The sequence below is a fragment of the Methylotenera sp. genome (assembly GCF_029945705.1).
Lineage (GTDB): Bacteria > Pseudomonadota > Gammaproteobacteria > Burkholderiales > Methylophilaceae > Methylotenera.
In genome coordinates this window covers 50,049-71,264 of sequence record NZ_JAQSDC010000036.1, presented here as the reverse complement: position 1 = coordinate 71,264, position 21,216 = coordinate 50,049, and the positions used below count along the sequence as shown (strand labels likewise).

General features: G+C 42.6%; 22 protein-coding genes. 12 read left to right on the top strand and 10 right to left on the bottom strand.

Annotated features, from left to right (window positions below; translation table 11 throughout):
- Positions 1-78 precede the first annotated feature (78 nt).
- The 3 genes from PSU78_RS06860 to PSU78_RS06850 form a co-directional block, all read right to left on the bottom strand.
- Positions 79-1,587: an ammonium transporter gene (locus tag PSU78_RS06860; protein ID WP_300386183.1), complete on the bottom strand. Its 1,509-nt coding sequence runs from the start codon at positions 1,585-1,587 to the stop codon at positions 79-81.
- 10 nt (positions 1,588-1,597) lie between these two features.
- A complete protein-coding gene (gene glnK / locus PSU78_RS06855) occupies positions 1,598-1,936 on the bottom strand; it encodes a P-II family nitrogen regulator (protein WP_300386180.1) in 339 nt (112 codons plus the stop codon).
- Between the two features lie 70 nt (positions 1,937-2,006).
- On the bottom strand, positions 2,007-2,783 hold the full coding sequence (locus PSU78_RS06850; RefSeq protein ID WP_300386177.1) for a TorF family putative porin: 777 nt from the start codon (positions 2,781-2,783) through the stop codon (positions 2,007-2,009).
- Between the two features lie 177 nt (positions 2,784-2,960).
- On the opposite strand from PSU78_RS06850, the gene PSU78_RS06845 reads away from it, so the two are divergent.
- The 9 genes from PSU78_RS06845 (at position 2,961) to PSU78_RS06805 (ending at position 14,164) form a co-directional block, all read left to right on the top strand.
- Positions 2,961-3,206, top strand: a complete 246-nt coding sequence (locus PSU78_RS06845; protein ID WP_300386174.1) for an accessory factor UbiK family protein — start codon at positions 2,961-2,963, stop codon at positions 3,204-3,206.
- A complete protein-coding gene (locus tag PSU78_RS06840; RefSeq protein WP_300386171.1) occupies positions 3,203-4,750 on the top strand; it encodes a YifB family Mg chelatase-like AAA ATPase in 1,548 nt (515 codons plus the stop codon). The genes PSU78_RS06845 and PSU78_RS06840 overlap by 4 nt, the downstream gene beginning before the upstream one ends.
- Positions 4,751-4,761: 11 nt before the next feature.
- Positions 4,762-5,430: an ion channel gene (locus PSU78_RS06835; RefSeq protein ID WP_300386169.1), complete on the top strand. Its 669-nt coding sequence runs from the start codon at positions 4,762-4,764 to the stop codon at positions 5,428-5,430.
- Positions 5,431-5,435: 5 nt separating this feature from the next.
- Positions 5,436-6,716, top strand: coding sequence for a hypothetical protein (locus PSU78_RS06830; RefSeq protein ID WP_300386166.1), 1,281 nt, complete (start codon positions 5,436-5,438; stop codon positions 6,714-6,716).
- Between the two features lie 146 nt (positions 6,717-6,862).
- The gene (gene metH, locus PSU78_RS06825; RefSeq protein ID WP_300386163.1) at positions 6,863-10,645 is read left to right on the top strand and encodes a methionine synthase; all 3,783 of its coding nucleotides are present in this window, start codon (positions 6,863-6,865) and stop codon (positions 10,643-10,645) included.
- Positions 10,646-10,648: 3 nt separating this feature from the next.
- Positions 10,649-11,269 (top strand): hypothetical protein, encoded by a 621-nt coding sequence (locus tag PSU78_RS06820; RefSeq protein ID WP_300386160.1) that lies wholly within the window; start codon positions 10,649-10,651, stop codon positions 11,267-11,269.
- Positions 11,270-12,667 (top strand): UDP-N-acetylmuramate:L-alanyl-gamma-D-glutamyl-meso-diaminopimelate ligase, encoded by a 1,398-nt coding sequence (mpl, locus tag PSU78_RS06815; RefSeq protein ID WP_300386158.1) that lies wholly within the window; start codon positions 11,270-11,272, stop codon positions 12,665-12,667. It begins immediately after the preceding gene.
- Positions 12,668-12,749: 82 nt separating this feature from the next.
- Positions 12,750-13,706, top strand: a complete 957-nt coding sequence (locus PSU78_RS06810; RefSeq protein WP_300386362.1) for an energy transducer TonB — start codon at positions 12,750-12,752, stop codon at positions 13,704-13,706.
- Between the two features lie 146 nt (positions 13,707-13,852).
- The gene (locus PSU78_RS06805; protein WP_300386155.1) at positions 13,853-14,164 is read left to right on the top strand and encodes a ferredoxin; all 312 of its coding nucleotides are present in this window, start codon (positions 13,853-13,855) and stop codon (positions 14,162-14,164) included.
- 2 nt (positions 14,165-14,166) lie between these two features.
- Here PSU78_RS06805 and PSU78_RS06800 read toward each other — a convergent pair whose 3' ends face one another.
- Genes PSU78_RS06800 through ispH form a run of 4 tightly spaced genes read right to left on the bottom strand, consistent with a single transcriptional unit; the run spans position 14,167 to position 17,224 of the window.
- On the bottom strand, positions 14,167-14,604 hold the full coding sequence (locus tag PSU78_RS06800; RefSeq protein ID WP_300386152.1) for an HIT family protein: 438 nt from the start codon (positions 14,602-14,604) through the stop codon (positions 14,167-14,169).
- Positions 14,604-15,728, bottom strand: a complete 1,125-nt coding sequence (gene nadA, locus PSU78_RS06795) for a quinolinate synthase NadA (protein WP_300386149.1) — start codon at positions 15,726-15,728, stop codon at positions 14,604-14,606. The genes PSU78_RS06800 and nadA overlap by 1 nt, the downstream gene beginning before the upstream one ends.
- 40 nt (positions 15,729-15,768) lie before the next feature.
- Positions 15,769-16,215 carry a dihydroneopterin triphosphate diphosphatase gene (gene nudB / locus PSU78_RS06790; protein ID WP_300386146.1) on the bottom strand — a complete coding sequence of 149 codons (447 nt, stop codon included), beginning with the start codon at positions 16,213-16,215 and terminating at the stop codon, positions 15,769-15,771.
- A 31-nt stretch (positions 16,216-16,246) separates the two neighbouring features.
- On the bottom strand, positions 16,247-17,224 hold the full coding sequence (ispH, locus tag PSU78_RS06785) for a 4-hydroxy-3-methylbut-2-enyl diphosphate reductase (protein WP_300386143.1): 978 nt from the start codon (positions 17,222-17,224) through the stop codon (positions 16,247-16,249).
- An 89-nt stretch (positions 17,225-17,313) separates the two neighbouring features.
- Between ispH and purU the strand changes: the two genes are divergently transcribed.
- Positions 17,314-18,198, top strand: a complete 885-nt coding sequence (purU, locus tag PSU78_RS06780; RefSeq protein WP_300386140.1) for a formyltetrahydrofolate deformylase — start codon at positions 17,314-17,316, stop codon at positions 18,196-18,198.
- Positions 18,199-18,277: 79 nt separating this feature from the next.
- On the opposite strand, the gene PSU78_RS06775 is transcribed toward purU, so the two are convergent.
- The 3 genes from PSU78_RS06775 to PSU78_RS06765 all read right to left on the bottom strand — a co-directional run bounded on the left by PSU78_RS06775 (position 18,278) and on the right by PSU78_RS06765 (position 19,965).
- A complete protein-coding gene (locus PSU78_RS06775; protein WP_300386137.1) occupies positions 18,278-18,424 on the bottom strand; it encodes a hypothetical protein in 147 nt (48 codons plus the stop codon).
- Between the two features lie 113 nt (positions 18,425-18,537).
- Entirely contained in the window at positions 18,538-19,788 is a 1,251-nt protein-coding gene (lysA, locus tag PSU78_RS06770) for a diaminopimelate decarboxylase (RefSeq protein WP_300386134.1), read from the bottom strand.
- Between the two features lie 48 nt (positions 19,789-19,836).
- A complete protein-coding gene (locus PSU78_RS06765; RefSeq protein WP_300386359.1) occupies positions 19,837-19,965 on the bottom strand; it encodes a lipoprotein in 129 nt (42 codons plus the stop codon).
- Positions 19,966-20,181: 216 nt separating this feature from the next.
- Between PSU78_RS06765 and PSU78_RS06760 the strand changes: the two genes are divergently transcribed.
- Together PSU78_RS06760 and PSU78_RS06755 are read left to right on the top strand one after the other, a co-directional pair.
- Entirely contained in the window at positions 20,182-20,649 is a 468-nt protein-coding gene (locus PSU78_RS06760; RefSeq protein ID WP_300386132.1) for a type IV pilin protein, read from the top strand.
- A 24-nt stretch (positions 20,650-20,673) separates the two neighbouring features.
- Positions 20,674-21,216 (top strand): GspH/FimT family pseudopilin, encoded by a 543-nt coding sequence (locus PSU78_RS06755; RefSeq protein ID WP_300386129.1) that lies wholly within the window; start codon positions 20,674-20,676, stop codon positions 21,214-21,216.

Below are 21,216 nucleotides of genomic sequence, written 5' to 3'. Positions count from 1 at the left end.
ATTATTAAGGCGATATAAATAAAAACGGGCACCTAGGTGCCCGTTTTTAAATTACTACAAACTAACTATACCTATTGCTTATGCATGATATGCACGTTCGCCATGTTCAGTAGTATCTAAACCTTCACGTTCAGATTCTTCAGAAACACGTAGACCGATTAACACATCCACAATTTTGAAAGCAATGAATGATACAACTGCTGAAACTACGATTGCTGTCACCACTGCGTAAATTTGTGCAGTCATTTGAGCAGCAAAGTCATAAGTACCTACAGCGTTTGCTACGTAGTCATATACACCCATACCGCCTAGTGCTGGGTTGACAAGCACACCAGTTGCTAACGCACCGAATACACCACCAATAGCATGTACACCAAATACGTCTAATGCATCATCATAACCGAACATGTATTTCACTTTAGCTACCATGAAGTAGCAAATTGGTGAAACAAGTAGGCCGATAACAATTGCACCCATAGGACCAACGAAGCCGCAAGCTGGTGTAATTGCAACCAAGCCAGCTACCGCGCCAGAAGCTGCACCTAGCATTGAAGGTTTGCCTTTGATGAACCACTCAGAGAATGCCCATGACAATGTAGCCGCACCAGTTGCAATCATTGTGTTTACTAAAGCTAAAGCTGCATAACCGTTAGCTTCTAAGTTAGAGCCAGCGTTGAAGCCGAACCAACCTACCCATAGTAAAGCAGCACCTACCATTGTTAAGGTCAAGCTATGAGGAGCCATAGATTCTTTACCGTAACCGATACGTTTACCAACCATGATTGCGCCAACTAAACCTGCCACACCTGCATTAATATGAACAACAGTACCGCCCGCAAAGTCTAGTGCACCTTTAGCCCATAACCAGCCTGCGTTAGCAACAACAGTTTCAAGTGATTTAGCATCAGTAATAGCATCAGGACCGTCCCAATACCAAACCATGTGAGCCATTGGTAGGTATGAGAATGTGAACCACAACACCATAAATGCCAAGATTGCAGAGAACTTCATACGTTCAGCAAAAGCACCGATAATCAATGCTGGAGTAATAGCCGCAAACGTCAATTGGAAAGCCACGAATACTAACTCAGGAATCACAACCCCTTTGCTGAATGTTGCGCCAACTGAATCAGGCGTAATGCCAAATAAGAATGCTTTACCAAGTCCGCCAAAGAATGGATTGCCACCCGTGAACGCAACACTGTAGCCGTATATAGCCCAAAGCACGCCCATAAAAGAGAAAATCATGAAAGTTTGCATTAGTACTGAAAGCATATTTTTTTGGCGAACTAAGCCACCGTAAAATAAGCCCAAACCAGGGATTGCCATTAGTGTCACTAAAATAGTTGCTAGTAACATCCATGCTGTGTCACCTTTATTTGGAACAGGTGCGGGTGCTGCCGCAACTGCAGGTGCCGCTTCAGCTGCTACTGGAGCCGCAGCTGCGGTATCAGCCACTGGCGCAGCTTCTGGAGCCGCCATTTCAGCTGCTGGTGCTGGCACGGCAATATCATCAGCAAATGTATTAGATGTAAAACCTAATCCAAGTGCTGTGACTAATGCAAAAATCGATAATATTTTTTTCATCATGATCCCCTTATAGAGCCTCAACGCCGGTTTCACCGGTGCGAATGCGAATTGCTTGTTCTAAATTGGTAACGAAAATTTTACCGTCACCGATTTTGCCTGTAGCAGCTGATTTTTCTATCGCTTCAATCACTTGGTCAAGTAAATTGTCATCAATCGCAACTTCCAGTTTAACTTTAGGTAAAAAATCTACCACGTATTCTGCGCCACGATACAACTCAGTGTGACCCTTTTGACGGCCGAAACCTTTTACTTCCGTTACTGTAATGCCTTGAACCCCAATGTTAGAAAGGGCTTCACGCACCTCGTCAAGCTTAAATGGCTTGATAATTGCGGATACAAATTTCATGTGTGTCTCCTAGTTGAGTAGAATAATGCAGTAGAAAATACGCTCTATTTTCTACTGCAAGGTTATAACATTAAAATGTTTTTTGCACGAAAACTACAAATTGGTTATCAGCAATGTTCTCACCTGCTAATGTGTATGAAGAAGCCTGAGCATTTGTGTCAGTATAATATGCACCTAGGTTAACACCATTACTCCACGCCTTTGTAGCACCAAGCTTCCAGTCTGTGTAGTTATAAATTTCATTACCAGTTCTAGAGTAATCTTGTCTGCCAATATGACCGTTAATAGTAATTCCAGTCTCAGCGATTGGATAGTTTCCATTCAACTCTGCATACCAAGTGCCATCTGCATTTGAGACACCAAAGCCATTTGCTGAAGCAATCACTGATACCTTAGCACTTAGCCATTTGTAACTTAAACTGCCGTATATCTCTGTAGTGCCAGCCGGAACGGAGCCAGCTTTTTTGTCACCTGGGTACACATATTGTAGTAGACCAACATTGTATCCAACGCCAGTGTCACCGATTGTATTAGCAAAGCCACCATAAAGATCTAACTCAAGGCTTGATCTGCTGTATGTATTATTGTCTTCTAACCAACTAATATTAGAAGCCCATGTACCAGCATAAAAGCCACTTGAGTGTGCGTAATCAACACCACCTTGGATTGCTGGTTTTTCACCCGTTTGAGTTAATCCACGAAATACATATTGGCTATATAAACCTACATTGTAAGTAAAAGTATGTGGTGATGCTGGTTCAGCGCTTGGTGCAGCATCTTCTGCAAATGATAATGCTGGAATAGATAATGCACTTAAAACTGCAAGTGATAATAATGATTTACGCATATTGCTTTCCCCTTGATAATGTAAAGAATAAATAATATTCGAGATAACATAAGCAAAGCGCGTGCCAAAAGAAAAATCCCTATTAAAATCAAGTTGATACAAATGCTTTAATGATTTGTTGTTTTTGTATTAACCCGTTAAAACCTGTAAACTAGAGCTTGAAAATAAGGAATCACTATGTTTAACACAGAAAAATTAAATGAAATATCAAGTAAAATCAAAGGCATAGTTAACGACTCGCCCCTAGGTGATGCAGAAAAAAATATTCATGCACTATTAAAGAGCGCGCTCACCAAAATGGAGCTAGTTTCTCGCGAGGAGTTTGATGTGCAAGCGGAAGTACTACGCAACACGCGCGCAAAACTCAATCAGTTAGAGGCAAAGTTGGCTGAGTTGGAGTCGCTACAAAAGCATCAGCAATGAGTTTAGCGGTTTTATATAGCCGTGCTTTAAATGGCATGGATGCGCCTGAGGTGGTTGTTGAGGTACATTTGGCGAACGGTTTGCCGAGCTTTACGATTGTTGGTTTGCCCGAGGCTGAGGTCAAAGAGAGTAAAGATCGTGTGCGTGCGGCTTTGCAGACCGCTCAGTTTGAGTTTCCCGCGCGGCGTATCACTGTAAACTTAGCGCCCGCAGACTTACCCAAAGAGAGTGGGCGTTATGATTTGCCGATTGCTTTGGGCATATTGGCAGCAAGTGGGCAAATTCCAACTGAGCCATTGTCCCGTTATGAGTTTGCTGGCGAACTTGCGTTAACTGGTGAATTGCGGCCGATTCGTGGTGCACTGGCGATGACATCAAGCATGATGCGTGATGCAAATGTGCCTCAAAATAATAGCCAGGTTCAAAATGGAGGCATGCCCCAAAAGCGCGCATTTATTTTGCCTCAAAATAGTGCGGCAGAGGCTGCGCTCGTCAAAGAAGCCATTATTTATCCAGCGAACTCACTATTGGAAGTTTGTGCACATTTGAGTGGGCATACGGCGTTAACGCAATTGGAATCAGCTGACTTTGTACATGAAGTGAATTACCCCGACTTTAGTGATGTAAAAGCGCAAAGCATGGCTAAGCGCGCTTTAGAAATTGCCGCGGCTGGTGGACATAGTGTGATTATGAGTGGCCCGCCAGGCACAGGTAAAAGCATGTTGGCATCGCGCTTTGTTGGCATTTTGCCTGAAATGATAGAGTCAGAGGCTTTAGATTCCGCAGCCATCCAATCGCTTAATGGCAATTACAAACTAGAAAACTGGAAGCGCCGACCTTATCGAGCGCCGCATCACACGGCTTCAGCAGTAGCATTGGTTGGCGGCGGTGGAATTCCACGACCAGGTGAGATTAGCTTAGCGCATCATGGCGTATTGTTTTTAGATGAACTTCCCGAATTTGATCGCAAAGTACTGGAAGTATTACGCGAGCCGTTAGAAAGTGGTCGAATCACCATTTCGCGTGCCGCAAGGCAAGCAGATTTCCCTGCAAATTTTCAGTTAATCGCGGCCATGAATCCGTGCCCTTGTGGTTATTTAGGGCATCACAATAATAAATGTCGCTGTACTCCAGACCAAGTGTCGCGCTACAAAGCTAAAATTTCAGGGCCATTATTAGACCGCATTGACATTCATATTGAAGTGCCCGCGTTAAGCGAAGATGAACTCACAAAAGCCAGTGTAAGTGAACACTCACAATCGATAAGATTAAGAGTAGAAAGCGCTAGAGAGAAACAGCTCGATAGGCAAGCAAAGCCAAATAACTTACTAGGCACTAAAGAAATCGAACAATATTGTGTGACTGATGAAGCTGGTATGCAGTTGCTTAAACAAGCAATAAGCCGATTAAGTTTATCTGCACGCGCTTATCACCGCATATTAAAAGTCGCCCGTACGATTGCCGACTTGGCTGGGGATGATGAGATTAAGCCTGTTCATATTGCAGAAGCCGTGCAGTATCGAAAATACGATAAAGCCGTTTAAAGATACAGCTCTTGAATATACACACCATAATACAGAGGCTAGCAAAGTACCCATCCGCATGGTTGCTATTAGTGCAAGTGCTCAGCTTGACTATTCATCCGATGTTGGAAGGTACAAAGTTTCATCAAGCAATATTCAGCTGTTTTAACGTGGCTGCATTAGCCTTAGCAGTTTGGGTGGTGAATCGTAGCCCATTGTTTAATGGAATGGCGTGGATACTCGCATTGCCTGCCATAGTGTTAACAATCGCCTATGTCACAACCGGAAGTGCACAATATTTGCTTTGGGCACAATGCATGGAAAGTGCAGTCTACTTTTATACAGCTGTTGGCTTGGTAATGTATATGTTTAACGACAATGTACTCACGCGAGATGAGTTGTTTGCCGCAGCCAATACTTTCACCGTGTTAGCTTGGGGTTTCGCGCTTGCTTATTCGGTCTGCCAGCAGCTTTATCCAGGCAGTATTACAGGCACCTTAAATCCAGATCAGCCGCGCACTTGGGTGGAGCTTATATTTCTGAGTTTCTCCATATTATCTAGTACTGGTTATGGTGATATTTCATTAATACATCCTATCGCAAAAGTCATTGGCACCTTTCAGATGTTTGTAGGTTTAATGTACATGGCATTGATAGTTTCAAGATTGGTGTCAATGACCTCTGTGATAAGAAAAGGTTAGTTGGGATGAAAGTGAATGATGTGTATGAAATGTTGCCTATGAACCGCTCCCGCTTTACTTTAGTTTTATTGTTTATACTAGCGCTGGCAACTTCAATTGCACAGAGCCAAGAACAAAAGGAAAAACCTATTTTGCGCGGTAAAATTGGCAATACCAGCGTAATGTTTTGTTTTGCACAACCTGAATCAGGAAGGACGGCTGGAGATGTTGTTGGCTATTATTATCCACTAACAACTGGTGCTAGCAAATACCTGCACTTGAGCGAAAAGGGTCAATATTTCGAAGACTATCAAAACGATAAAACTGTCATTTGGCAGCTTAATGAAATCACGGATAGTAAAATTACTGGTTATAAGCTGGTAGGCAACAAAAAAGAACGTATTGATTTGAGCAGGCTGAAAACTAAACCAAAGAAACCAACCAACAAAAACGGATATGATTTGGAAAATCAAGGTTGCGATGATGCTTTTAACCAGCCGCGCGTTACAAGCTTACTCAAGAAAATAAAGATTCAAGAGAAGCTTGTTATGGATAAAACATACCAAGTGATGATATTTGAAGATCTCAACACAGCCATTTCATACCAACTGGCCTTATTACCAGATACGTTCGAAAACGCTGCACAATATCAGCAGGAGCAAAAGAAAAAAATTGAAACAACCTTGTACTTCAGGCAGGATTTGAAGGATGGGCAAAATCCATCTGATGAAACAATCAAAGAAAGCATTGTCTATTGGGATGAAAATTGGCTGACGATACGCCAAGAAGGCGATGAGTACAGCGGAGGAGCACACCCCAATTTTTGGCAAAACTTTACTACTTACAATATACAAACAGGCAAAGAGGAGGAGCTATGGGGTTGGTTTAAAAATGTAAAAGTAAAGACCTCTAATATTGACAGTAAAATTTGGAAAGACTATCAACCAAGTGAGAGGTTTAGAAAACTGGCGTGTAAATTTGATAACTTTACTATTTGTAAAAAAGTATTTGAGTCGGACGATGGTCATGATGATATTGCATATTCATCATGTGTGGAGGCGAAAAATAATCCCTTAACTAAAAATGACCAGTCTGAGAATGATGCATGTGACTCGATTGATGAGCCTAATAGACTGTCTCTGGGGTTAAGTTCTAAGGGGCTGGTCGTGAGAACACACCTTGACTATGGCTCAGGCAGCGGTAGTTATAACAGTCTTATTCCGTATGCAGCGTTAGCGCCTTATCTCAACCAAAAAGGGCACGAAAACATTGAGCAGATTATGCTACATAAATCTGCCGTTCAGTAATCAATGCTAGTCAATTCTCACATTTTAAAGCTTGAAGTAAATAGAGCTGATTGATTCAACATAGGTATCGCTGACATCTGCGATTAAAAAGATGTCAGCGTGGTAAAATACGCTCAACATAACCAATATTACTAATTGCAAACAATATGCTAGCTACATCCCCTACTGAACTACAACTGCGCAGCCTACTTAAACAACGCATCTTAATTTTAGATGGTGCGATGGGTACGATGATTCAGCAATACAAGCTGACTGAGGCTGACTATCGCGGTGAGCGTTTCGCTGATTTCAAAGCGCCAGCAGGCGAGCGTGAGTTGTTTGTTAAGGGTAATAACGAGCTGCTTACTTTAACGCAACCACATGTTATTCAAGAAATTCACGAAAAATATCTAGCCGCAGGTGCGGATATTATTGAAACCAATACCTTTGGTGCGACCAGCGTTGCGCAAGATGATTACCACATGGCCCATCTTGTGTATGAAATGAACTTGCAAGCGGCCAAGCTCGCCAAGGCTTCATGCGATAAATACAGCACGCCAGATAAACCGCGCTTTGTCGCGGGTACGCTGGGGCCAACCCCTAAAACTGCCAGCATTTCGCCAGATGTAAATGACCCTGCCGCACGTAATGTGAGTTTTGACCAGTTGGTAAACGCTTACTTAGAGCAAGCGCGAGCCTTGGTCGAAGGCGGCTCAGATATCTTAATGGTCGAAACCATATTCGACACGCTTAACTGTAAAGCCGCGCTATTTGCCATAGATTCGTTTTTTGAAGAGCAAGGTAAAACTTGGCCGATTATGATTTCAGGTACCGTCACGGATGCATCAGGTCGTATTTTATCAGGTCAAACGGTGACTGCTTTTTGGAATTCAGTACGCCATGCCAAGCCAATCACTATTGGTTTAAATTGTGCATTGGGTGCAACCTTAATGCGCCCTTATGCTGAAGAGCTTTCAAAGATTGCTGATACTTTTGTCTGTATTTATCCAAATGCTGGCTTGCCGAATCCAATGTCAGATACGGGCTTTGATGAAACGCCAGACGTGACTTCAAGCCTTATCAAAGAATTCGCAACCAGCGGTTTTGTAAACATTGCGGGTGGTTGCTGTGGCACAACGCCACCGCATATTGCGGCAATTTATCAAGCCATTAAAGACATTCCGCCACGCCAAATACCAAGCATCGTACCTAATACGCGTTTGGCTGGGTTAGAGCCATTTGTAATAGATGAGAATTCTTTATTCGTGAACGTTGGTGAGCGTACCAACGTGACTGGTTCTAAAGCCTTTGCGCGCATGATTATCAATGAGCAATATGAAGAAGCGCTGAGTGTGGCACGTCAGCAAGTAGAAAATGGCGCGCAAGTCATCGACATCAACATGGATGAAGGCATGCTGGACGCCGTTAAAGCCATGACGCATTTCTTGAATTTAATCGCCAGTGAGCCTGATATTGCACGTGTGCCAATTATGATCGACTCAAGTAAATGGTCTGTGATTGAAGCAGGTTTAAAGTGCGTGCAAGGCAAGTCTATTGTGAATTCAATCTCGATGAAAGAAGGCGAAGCGGAATTTTTGCGCCAAGCTAAACTGTGTCGCCGTTACGGCGCCGCAGTCATTGTGATGGCGTTTGATGAAAAAGGCCAAGCCGATACTTACGCCCGTAAAATTGAAATCTGTAAGCGTGCTTATGATTTATTAGTAGGCATGAACTTTCCGCCAGAAGATATTATTTTTGACCCGAATATTTTCGCCATTGCTACGGGTATTGAAGAACACAACAATTACGCGGTAGATTTTATTGAAGCGACGCGTTGGATTAAGCAGAATCTGCCACATGCCAAAATTTCAGGCGGCGTGTCGAATGTGAGCTTTAGCTTCCGCGGCAACGACCCTGCGCGTGAGGCGATTCATACCGTGTTTTTATACCACGCTATTAAAGCGGGCATGACCATGGGCATTGTCAATGCAGGCATGATGGGTGTTTATGATGACCTTGCGCCAGAGTTAAAAGAACGCGTAGAAGATGTGGTGCTTAACCGCATCACTGACCCTGACAATCTACTTGCGCCTACAGAACGCTTGATTGAAATAGCAGGATCATTGGTGGCGGGCGGTAAAAAAGAAGCCGCAACGCTCGAGTGGCGCGGCACGCCAGAAAACCCAGTGCCAGTTGAAAAAAGGTTAGCGCACGCCATGGTGCACGGCATTACTGAATTTATTGTAGAAGATACTGAAGAGGCGCGCGCAGCGGTTGAAGCCAGTGGCGGCAGACCTATTCACGTGATTGAAGGTCCGCTCATGTCGGGCATGAACGTGGTGGGCGATTTATTTGGGCAAGGCAAAATGTTCTTGCCGCAAGTTGTGAAATCCGCTCGTGTGATGAAGCAAGCGGTAGCGCATTTAATACCGTTTATTGAGGCTGAAAAAGCGGCCGATGAAGAGCGCACAGGGATCGTCGCCAAGCCTAAAGGCAAAATGGTCATCGCCACCGTTAAGGGCGATGTACACGATATTGGCAAAAACATTGTCTCAGTGGTGTTGCAGTGCAATAACTTTGAAGTGGTTAACATGGGCGTAATGGTGCCAGCCGCTGAGATTCTAGCCATGGCAAAAGCTGAGAATGCCGATATTATTGGCTTGAGCGGTTTGATTACGCCAAGCTTAGAAGAAATGACCTACATCGCCAGAGAAATGCAGCGTGACCCGTATTTTAAAGACATGCAAATGCCGCTATTAATCGGTGGCGCTACTACCTCACGCGCGCATACCGCAGTGAAAATTGCGCCACATTACGATGGCCCAATTGTCTATGTGCCAGATGCCTCACGTTCAGTTTCAGTCATGCAAAATCTGCTTACACCAGAAACACGCGGCGCCTATTTAGCTGAAATTCAAGCTGATTACGAAAAAGCACGCATGCAACACGCCAATAAAAAAGGTGTCCCTTTACTCACGCTTGCAGATGCGCGTAAAAACAAAATGGCTTTGAGTTTTGCAGATGAATATGCCCCAGTTAAACCGAAATTTATTGGCCGACGTGTATTTAAAAACATTGATTTAAGCCTTATTGCCAAATACATCGATTGGGGACCTTTCTTCCAAACTTGGGACTTGGCTGGTGCTTACCCCGCGATTTTGAGTGATCACGTAGTCGGCGAAGCTGCCACTAAAGTGTTCGCCGAAGCGCAAGCCATGCTGAAAAAAATCATTGATGGTCGTTGGTTAAGCGCAAACGGCGTGATTGCCATCATGCCTGCTAATACTGTGAATGACGATGATATTGAAATCTATACAGATGAAACACGCAATCAAGTGGCATTCACTTACTACGGTATGCGCCAGCAAAGCGTTAAACCAGTGATTGATGGCGTGCCGCGCCCCAACCAATGCTTAAGTGATTTTGTAGCCCCTAAAGGTGTTGCTGATTATGTTGGCTTATTTGCAGTTACCGCAGGTTTAGGCATAGAGAAAATCGAAAAACGATTTATTGATGCGCATGACGACTACAGTGGCATTATGTTCAAATCTTTAGCAGATAGGTTGGCTGAAGCTTTCGCTGAATATATGCATGAACGTGTTCGTACAGACTTCTGGGCTTATGCTGCGGATGAAAAATTAGGTGTCGATGCGCTGATTAAAGAGCAATATCAAGGCATCCGACCCGCGCCAGGTTACCCAGCTTGCCCAGACCATACGGTAAAACCTGATATGTTCAAGCTGTTGCAATGCGATGAAATCAGCATGACGCTAACGGAATCATTCGCTATGCAGCCCGCCGCCGCCGTTTCAGGCTTTTATTTAGCGCACAAAGATGCCAAATATTTCAGTGTAGATAAAATTGGCGCAGATCAATTAGAAGATATGGCAAAACGTAGAAACTTGCCTAAAGAGTATTTAGAGCGCTGGTTGGCGCCAAATTTGGGGTAGAAATTGCATACAGTATCTTTACTTAATTTCTTGATAGGCTTTGTATGTTTTATTACTTATCTCGGAGTAGTTTTAGGATTCGGACTTAAATTTGGCAACACGCCAACTTCAAAAAGAAAAGAACGAAGAAAACAAGATGTCATATATCTCTTCATGGTTTTTTCTCCTATTGTATTTCTCTTTGTTTATATGCAGGTAAAAACAAGGGCTAGTATGGCGTATTCATTGTTTTTTTTAATCTTAGTAGCTTTAATGATTTTGGTACAAGAATATATTTTTAATCGACCAAAATTAAATAAATTTACTGCGCAGGCTGACGCCATATATTGTGAGCTTAAGCTCGACAATCAAGATGTTAAATACAGTTTTGACGCTAAAACGGCAAAAATAATATTGCATTTAGATATGCCCGCTAATATCAGAGGAAATCTTTATGATTTACATATAGATAGAGTTTGTAAAAATAGCTATGGGGAGTTTTTCTGGGTGACTGCAAGCGTACGAGGTTTCTTTGAAGTAAATGTAAAGCACCTTAATATAGACGGAGCTAAAAACTTAATAAGAAATGATAGAGAAGTTTATTTGAGAGAATTTAATGAAGAACCTTATTGGACTACTAAGTAGATGCATATTCACATTTTAGGTATTTGCGGTACATTCATGGGCGGCATTGCGGTGCTGGCAAAGCAGGAGGGGCATCGCGTCACAGGTTGTGATGCGAACGTTTATCCGCCGATGAGCACGCAGCTTGAGGCGCAAGGTATTGAGCTGATTGAAGGTTTTTCGCCTGAGCAAACCAAGCTGAATCCTGATATTTATGTGATTGGTAACGTGGTTTCACGTGGTAATCCCTTAATGGAAGAGATTTTAAATCAAGGTTTGCCTTATATTTCTGGCCCACAATGGCTAGCGGAGAATGTGTTGCAAGGTAAGTGGGTACTTGCTGTGGCAGGTACGCATGGTAAAACCACAACCAGCTCCATGTTAGCTTGGGTGTTGGAATATGCAGGTCTAGCGCCAGGCTTTTTGATAGGTGGCGTGCCTGAGAATTTTGGCGTTTCTGCGCGTTTGCCGCAAACGCCTGCTTTATCGAAAAGCAAGCAGGATAACAAGAGCACATCGCCATTCTTTGTGATTGAAGCCGATGAGTACGATACGGCTTTCTTCGATAAACGCTCTAAATTTGTTCATTACCGCCCACGTACAGCGGTGCTGAATAACCTTGAATTTGACCATGCGGATATTTTTGACGATTTAGCGGCGATTGAAAAACAATTCCATCATTTGGTGCGTACTGTTCCGCAACAAGGTTTAGTGGTAAGCAACAAGCAGGAAAGCTTGCAGCGCGTGATTGATAAAGGCTGCTGGAGTAACCTAGAGTATTTTGGTACTGATGAATTAAAAGCGAATGACGGCTGGGAAATTCAAAATGTCGATGCACAAGGTCGTTTTGATGTGGTCTTTAAAGGTGAACGTCAGGGTAATTTAAGCTGGGATATCCTCGGCGAGCATAACCGAATGAATGCACTTGCTGTGATTGCCGCTGCGCGCCATGTTGGTGTTGCGCCTTGTATCGCGATTGAAGCGTTGAGTGAATTTAAAAATGTGAAGCGCCGCATGGAAATCAAAGGCGTGGTGAACGACATTACCGTCTATGATGATTTTGCACATCATCCAACGGCAATTGAAACCACTGTTGCAGGCTTGCGCAGTAAAGTGGGTAAAGCGCGAATATTAGCCGTATTAGAGCCGCGCTCTAATACCATGAAGTTAGGCGTGATGAAAAGTGCCTTACCAGCCAGTTTGAAAGAGGCTGATTTGGTATTCTGTTATGGTGCAAACTTAGGTTGGGATGCGGTCGAGGCCTTATCCAGCATAAAAGACAAAGCTTCCGTGTATGAAGATTTAAATATGATGGTGGCAGCCATTGCTAAGGTCACAAAACCAGGTGATTATGTATTAGTCATGAGTAATGGCGGCTTTGGTGGCGTCCATCAAAAAATATTGGATGCCATTAAGTAAGCTATTCACATTATAGATATCTCAATTGTAGATTTTGGTAGATTAGAACTTGGCTCAACCCATAAAGAAAAAACAAACGGGCATGGTAGATTCACTTATCGTTAAGGTACAAACGATGAGCGTGATGGCTATGGCTATTTGGATTTCACTGTTGGTACACGCTGTCATATTAAGCATTCACTTCGAACCTGAACTTAAAAAATTCAAAGATAAATTACCTACACTAGAAGTGATGCTGGTGAATGCTAAAACGCTCACTAAGCCAGATAAAGCCGATGTATTGGCACAAGCCGATTTAGATCGCGGTGGTAATACTGACCAAAATCGCAAAATGAAATCTGCATTACCTGCTATTAAGTTGCAAAAATCTGAGTTTACATTGAAGCCAGTGGCTGAAGTAAAAGCAGGCAAAAAAGCGGCAAAAATGACCGCAGCAGAAACAAAAGAGCAAAAGCATGTCGCGGAGTTAGAAAAGCAAGCGCAAGAGTTAATGACGCAATTGCAGTCAAACCAAAAAGTAGACTCCGCACCAGTACAAAAAGCTGCTGCAAAAGAAGCTGATATGGGTAACCAAGAAAACCCAAATAAAAAGCTAAATATGAGCGATTTAACCGCCGCAGCATTAGAAATGGATAGGTTAGAAGCGCTGATTGCTAAACAGCAAGATGACTACCAAAAGCGTCCAAAGCGTAAATTTATCGGCGCCAGAGCGCAAAAATACAGAGATGCACTTTATGTGGAATCATGGCGTCAAAAGGTAGAAAAAGTAGGCAATCTAAATTATCCAGAAGCGGCTAAAAATCTGAAAATGTACGGTCAATTGCAATTGACCGTGTCGATTAAAGCCGATGGCTCGATTGAGTCGATTGAAATCAATCGTAGCTCAGGTCATAAGGTGTTGGATGAAGCCGCCAAGCACATTGTAGAACTCGCAGCACCGTACTCTAGATTTCCCGATGATATGCACAAAGAAGTGGATATTGTGAGTATTACGCGTACTTGGACGTTTACTAAAGAAGATAGTCTAGCTACGGAGTAAATTCTGCTTGAAAATTGCAATACTTGGCGTCAGATTCACCTTGCCGTACTAATCGTACTGTCTGCGGCTCTCTTTCTTGATTATTACAATTTTGAAGCAGAATTAATTAGGTAATCATTATATTTTGAGTGAGAAATTTTTTTAAAATGACCAACTATTTTGAACACCACGTATTTTTCTGCCTCAATCAACGTGCTGACGGTGCGGCTTGTTGTATGGATAAAGGGGCAGAGGCAGCATTTGACCATATGAAGTCGCGTGTCAAAAAATTGAAGTTAAGTGGTCAAGGCAAAGTGCGTATTAATCGCGCTGGTTGCTTGGACCGCTGTGGTGAAGGGCCTTTGTTGGTAATTTACCCGCAAGCGATTTGGTACACTTTTGTCGATAATGAAGACATAGATGAAATTATTGAAAGCCATTTAATCAATGGCAAAGTGGTGGAGCGTCTTGCGATTTAGGTTTAAGCAGCTGTTGAGTCTAATGCACAGTTGATGAGTGTGCTGACTTTTTCCGCTAACTTTTTAATTGTAGCTTCATCAAGCGCAATAACGTTGCCATCACGCACAGCGTCACCCCAGTGAGAGTTTGGAAAATGTTTGTCATTTTCAAACCGTGGAATCACATGCCAATGCACATGCGGTGTTTTATTGCCCAAGCTGGCTAAGTTGATTTTATCTGGATTAAACATCTCTCTAAGTGCCGTCTCTACTGCAAACACTGTCTTCATCACGCGGGCACGCTTTGATGGTGCTAGGTCTGTCATTTCTTTAATGTGTTCGATTAACTCTACGCGACAATAGGCGGGATAATCAGCGTCATTAAGTAACACTACACGACAGAAATCATCTTGCCAGAGGATGACGTGGGGTGTAGCAACACATAAGGCGCATTCAGCCACTAAGAAGCCGCTAACATTCTATCAAGCGTTAATTTGGCAAGTTTAGCTTCATGCGCGGGAACCTTAATTTGATTTACTACATTACCATCTACCAAGTTTTCCAGCACCCAAGCCAAGTGCTGAGGGTCTATTCGAGCCATTGTTGAGCACTCACAAACAACATGGCTCATAAACTGCACTAACTTTCCTTGCGGTTTCATTTGGTCAGCTAAGCGATTCACTAAGTTTAGTTCAGTACCAACCAACCATTTAGTATTGGCGGGTGCGTCAGAAACCGTTTTGAGAATGTATTCAGTCGAGCCTACATAATCAGAGTTTTGGCATACCTCAAATGGTGCTTCAGGGTGAGAAATCACAATGCCATCAGGGTGGTCAGCACGAAATTTGGTAATATTCTGTAGGCGGAACATTTGATGCACCGCGCAATGGCCTTTCCATAGCAGGATTTTCGCTTTTTTGATCTGCTCTTCAGTCAAACCACCCATCGGTTGATCTGGATCCCAAATCGGCATTTCATCAAGGGGTATGCCCATTTTGTAGCCTGACCATCTACCTAGATTTTGGTCTGGGAAGAACAATACTTTTTCGCGTTGCTTAAAACTCCACTCTAAGATTTTAGGCGCATTGGTGCTGGTGCAAACAATGCCACCATGCTCGCCACAAAACGCTTTCAGGTCTGCGGCCGAGTTAATGTAAGTGACGGGTGTAATCGTTTCATCAAAATCTAGTACTTTACTTAGCTCGCGATAGCTGCGCTCAACTTTGGCAAGGTTTGCCATATCTGCCATAGAGCAGCCTGCTGCAAGGTCTGGCAGAATAGCAATCTGGTCTGGGCGGCTTAGAATGTCAGCGACTTCTGCCATAAAGTGTACGCCTAAAAACACGATATATTCCGCATCTAAAGTTTCGCAATAGCGTGATAATTTTAGTGAGTCGCCTGTGAAATCGGCATGGCGATAGACAGTTTCATTTTGGTAATGGTGACCAAGAATCACCAAGCGCTTACCTAACTTTTCTTTAGCGGCAATAATTCGGCGCTGACAGTCAGCGTCTTCGCTCGCTTGAAAGCGCTCAAACTTAATAGGAATGCTTTTACTTTCGGTGCTAATAGTGTCTGTTTGCATGATTTTTTACTTAATAAGGCAATTAATTCAATGTGATAGTTTACAACTTTAAGCCGTGTCGTTCACCTAATTTACTTAATGCGTCTACATTCGTCCACGAAAAAACGCGTTTTGCAGCTTTTCGCCAGTCAACCCATTCATAGCGCAAGTGTTCATCGGGTGCTAGTTTGATAGCTAACTGTGAAGGAAGTTCTAAACCGAATAAGTGTTCAGTGTTGTGAGTCACGTCTGGCGCATAGCGATGCCGCCAATGTGGATAAATTTCATATACATTAGAGGCTTGCCAATCTTGCAAATCAAATTGAGTTGCGTTTAAGCCGGTCTCTTCTTGTACCTCACGAATCGCTGCTTGCCTTGGCGTTTCACCTTGCTCCAAGCTGCCAGTGACAGATTGCCAATAGCCTACTTTATCCGCCCGTTCCATAATGAGTACTTGCAAGTCTTTAGTGTGAATCAGCACCAAGGCGGAAATAGGGGTTTTAAACATATTGAATAAAAGCAGCTTGTTGCGTAGCTTGTTATTGGGTTTTCTGTGCGTGCACTAAATTTTTAGGTAGCTGGAATACAACACTTTCAATCACACCTTGTAATTCTTGTACGTTACTTGCGCCTAGTTGTTGCAACTTAGCAATCACTTCATTCACCAGCACTTCAGGTGCGGAAGCGCCAGCGGAAACGCCGATTTTTTTCTTGCCTACAAGCCATTCTGCTTTTAAGTAACTGGCATTATCTATCATATAGGCTTCAACCCCCTGATGCTCAGCCACTTCACGTAAGCGGTTTGAGTTGGAGCTATTAGGTGAACCAACAATAATCACCAAATCACAATCTCTTGCCATGATTTTTACTGCATCTTGACGATTTTGCGTGGCATAGCAAATATCATCGCTTTTTGGCGCATTAATCTCTGGAAATTTAGTTTTTAGTGCGTTTATGACTAGAGATGCATCGTCAATGGACAGAGTCGTTTGTGTGACGTAAGCCAACATTAATGGATTTTTAACCGTTAAATTAGCAACGTCTTCGGGCGTTTCTACTAAATAAATGCCAGCACTACCTTCCACTTGTCCCATAGTGCCTTCGACCTCAGGGTGACCTTTATGACCAATCATCACAATTTCCATATTGGCGGCGCGCATTTTAGCCACTTCAATATGTACTTTCGTCACAAGTGGGCAGGTCGCATCAAAAGCGCTTAACCCGCGAGATTCCGCCTCAGCACGAACGGCTTTTGAAACACCATGCGCACTGAAAATGACGGTGCTACCCGTTGGAATTTCGTCCAACTCTTCAACAAACACAGCGCCTTTGCTACGAAGTTCGTCCACCACAAATTTATTGTGGACGACCTCATGCCGAACATAAATAGGCGCACCAAATTTTTCGAGAGCTTGTTCAACAATAATAATCGCGCGATCAACCCCTGCACAAAAGCCACGCGGGTTTGCTAATACTACATCTGCTGAAATTTGGTTTTTGGAATCGATATCTGTCATACACACTTTTTAATCATTAAATTCACTTAAGGTATAATGCACATATTAACCTAAATAAGGGTGCGCTTAAAATTCAAGCATGCTGAAATATGAATAATATTGCTGTAAAAACCACTGCCGCTAAAAATACGGCAACACTATTAATTACCTGCCCAGATAGCAAAGGGATTGTTGCTGCCATCGCTGATTTTCTATATCAGCATAATGCCAATATTTTGCACGCTGATCAGCATCAAGATGCAGAGAATAATCTTTTTCTCATGCGCGTTGAGTGGGATTTGGCAGGCTTTAGCCTTTTGCCAGCAGACTTCGAGCAGCACTTTACTGAGATTGCAAAACGCTTCAGCATGGAGTGGCAGCTAAAACTTTCACAAAAACCGTTACGCGTTGCCATTATGGTGTCGCAATATGACCATTGTTTAGCTGATTTGTTGCACCGTCATAAAAGTGGTGAGTTGTTATGTGATATTCCATTGATTATTAGTAATCATAGGGATACCGAAGCCTTAGCTAAGTTTTACGGCGTTGATTTTCACTATATTGAAGTTAGAAAAGACAATAAGCCGGAAGCTGAAGCGCAGCAATTTGCCCTGTTTGATCAATATGAAATTGATTTAATCGTATTAGCACGCTATATGCAAATATTGTCGCCTGATTTTGTAGCGCGCTACCCTAAACAAATTATTAATATCCATCATTCATTCTTGCCAGCATTTATCGGCGCGCGGCCTTATCATCGTGCATTTGAACGCGGCGTTAAGTTGATAGGCGCCACAGGCCATTATGTGACTGAAGTGTTAGATGAAGGACCAATTATCGAACAAGATATTGACCGTATTTCGCACCGTGATCAAGTTGAAGATTTGATTCAAAAAGGCCGAGATTTAGAGCGTATCGTATTATCCAAAGCTGTGCGCTGGCATATTGAAAATCGTATTTTGTTGTATGCGAATAAAACTGTGATTTTTGACTAAGCATTCAATCTAAAGTAAAAACAATAAAAAAGCGAAGCAGGTGATGCTTCGCTTTTTGATTTTAAAACAGCTTGCTTAACTATTTATTATCATCTGCCGCTGGTGCATCAAGCGGTGGAACTGCCGCTTCATCAACTGGAGCAATTTCAGGTAACGCTTCATCTGCGTATGCAGAAATGGCGCCAAATGCAAATAGTGCTGATAAAACTAAAAGAACTTTTTTCATACTTTCCCCTATTCTAAGCAACTGTTTTTAAATTTATGTTTAAGAGTTGAATACTCTTAAACATAAATTTACACCCAGAGAATAGCTTGTGCAACATAAATAGTCGTTTAGGGTTATGGCAGGCACTGTTCTAGTGCAAATAAGTCCGCAATCTGTTCGCGTTTTCTAATCAAGTGGCATTGGTCGCCATCAACCATGACTTCAGCCGCACGAGGCCTAGTGTTGTAATTGCTAGACATGCTCATGCCATAAGCGCCTGCTGACATAATGGCGAGCACGTCGCCCTCAACTAGTGCAAGCGTTCTATCGTGGCCAAGAAAGTCACCGCTTTCACATACAGGGCCAACGATTTCGTAGGTGAGTGCTTCTGTACCATCTTCTCTTGGCTGTACAGCTTTAATATCATGATAAGCATCGTATAAAGCTGGGCGCATTAAGTCGTTCATAGCTGCATCTACGATTGCGAAATTTTTTGACTCAGTGTGTTTTAAATACTCAACTTTAGTCAGTAGTACTCCTGCATTCCCCACTAAAGCGCGACCAGGTTCAAAGACTAGTTTGACATTACGGTTACCAAGCTTCGCGCGCATAGCTGCGGCAAATACGTTGAACTCAGGAGGTGTTTCATCGTTATAACAAATACCAATACCACCACCCGCATCAATGTGCTGAATGACTATGCCGTTTTGTGCCAACGCATCGACTAGTGCTAATACGCGGTCAAAAGCATCTAAAAATGGTGATAACTCGGTAATTTGTGAGCCTATATGACAATCCACGCCATGAATGGCGAGGTTACTCATTTTTGAGGCTTGCAAATAGATATCTAATGCATCCTCATAAGCAACACCAAATTTATTATTTTTTAAACCAGTTGAAATGTAAGGATGTGTCTTTGCATCCACATTAGGGTTTACGCGTAGCGAGATTGGTGCAACTTTACCCATAAAGCTCGCCACATCATTCAAACGCTGCAACTCACTGGCAGATTCAACATTGAAGCAAAAAATACCAGCGTTAAGCGCAGCTTGCATTTCCGCTTCCGTTTTTCCCACGCCAGAAAATACGATTTTTTTAGGATTACCACCTGCAGCTAAAACACGCGCAAGCTCGCCACCAGAAACAATATCAAAACCAGCACCTAGCTTAGCAAACAAATTTAAAATTGCTAAGCTAGGGTTTGCTTTTACCGCAAAGCATACCAGGTGGTCACTGCCTTTAAAGCCTGCACTAAAGCTTTCAAAAGCCCTAGTCAGCGCAGATTTTGAATAGACATAGCAAGGCGTACTAAATTCATCTGCAATGCTGGATAGTGCTACGTTTTCAATGTGTAGCGTATTATTTTTGAGTGTAAAAGAGTTCACGGGTTGGCTTATTAATTATGTTGGAAGTGAATAGAAAATAAAACTAAGTCATTTATTTGCTTGGGCTGCTTGGGGGTACTCCTGTTCAGGAATATACAACGGACCTTTAGTGCCGCAGGCATTCATTGCAAAGCACACGGATAATAACAGTAGTATATTGACAGTATTTTTTTTCATTAATTTTATTGAGGCTATTAAATAGTAATTAAATTTTAACATAAAGGTTTGCATAGTCATATTTCATGATTTTGCACTTGGTGTTACATCCCGATTGAAATGCATTTTAATCAAATTAATTGCCGTCTATCCATTACCGCATGCCGATTGTCGGTTAGAGCTAGACATTGACCAGGCAAATAAGGATGATAGCTTTAAGTAAAAAGGGGAAATAAGATGTGTCTTAAAGAAAAGATTCAACCTAAAAGATCAGCTATTCGTTGTGAATCTGGTTTTACACTAATTGAGGTGATGATTACCGTAGCTATCATAGGTATTTTAGCTGCTATTGCTATACCTCAATATACAGATTACGTCATACGAGCAAGTTTGCCAGATGCAACAAGCACGCTTATGGCGACAAGAGCTAGAATGGAACAACATTTCCAAGATAATCGCGATTATCAAACAGTAGGTGGTTTTACTTCTCCATGTGCGGCAATAGCTAATGCAGGTAAGTTTAGCTTTGCATGCTCTAATTTAACTGCGACTACTTATACAATTACTGCTACAGGTAGTGGCATTGTGGCTAATTTTGCATACACGATCAATCAGGCTAACACTCAAGCTACAACTTCAGTGAAGTCTGGATGGGGGACGGCACCTGCAAATTGTTGGTTAACGAAAAAAGGTGCTACTTGTTAATACTTTGCGAAACCTAAGAATAATATGAAAACTAATAAATATAATTTGGGTTTTACTTTAATTGAGTTAATGGTAGCAGTAACTGTATTTGGTTTAATCGCGGCATTCGCAATTCCAAGCTTTAATACTTGGATTCAAGATTCTAAAACTAGAACAATCGCTGAGTCATTACAAAATGGTATTCGTTTAGCACAAACTGAAGCGGTAAATAAAGGCCGTCAGGTCGCTTTTTTTGTTACTAATGTTCAACCTTCAGCGGTTTCGGTAGCTACTTCACCAGGTAGTAATTGGGGGATTCGAGTTGTTGTACCCACTCAAGCAGATGCGAATGGATATTTGCAGGGGGCTGTTTTAAATGGTGAGGGTGGCTCTGTAGTTGTGAATGCAGATGTTGCAGAAATACGATTCAATTCCATAGGAAGGCTTGTTAATAGCGCAAGTCTGGTTAATTTTAATGTTTCAAATGCTAAAGGGACAAGGCCTTTGCGAGTAGTGGTTACCAGCGCTGGTAGTGTCAGGATGTGTGATCCAGCTAAAATTATAGCAACTGCAGCAGATGGGTGTTGA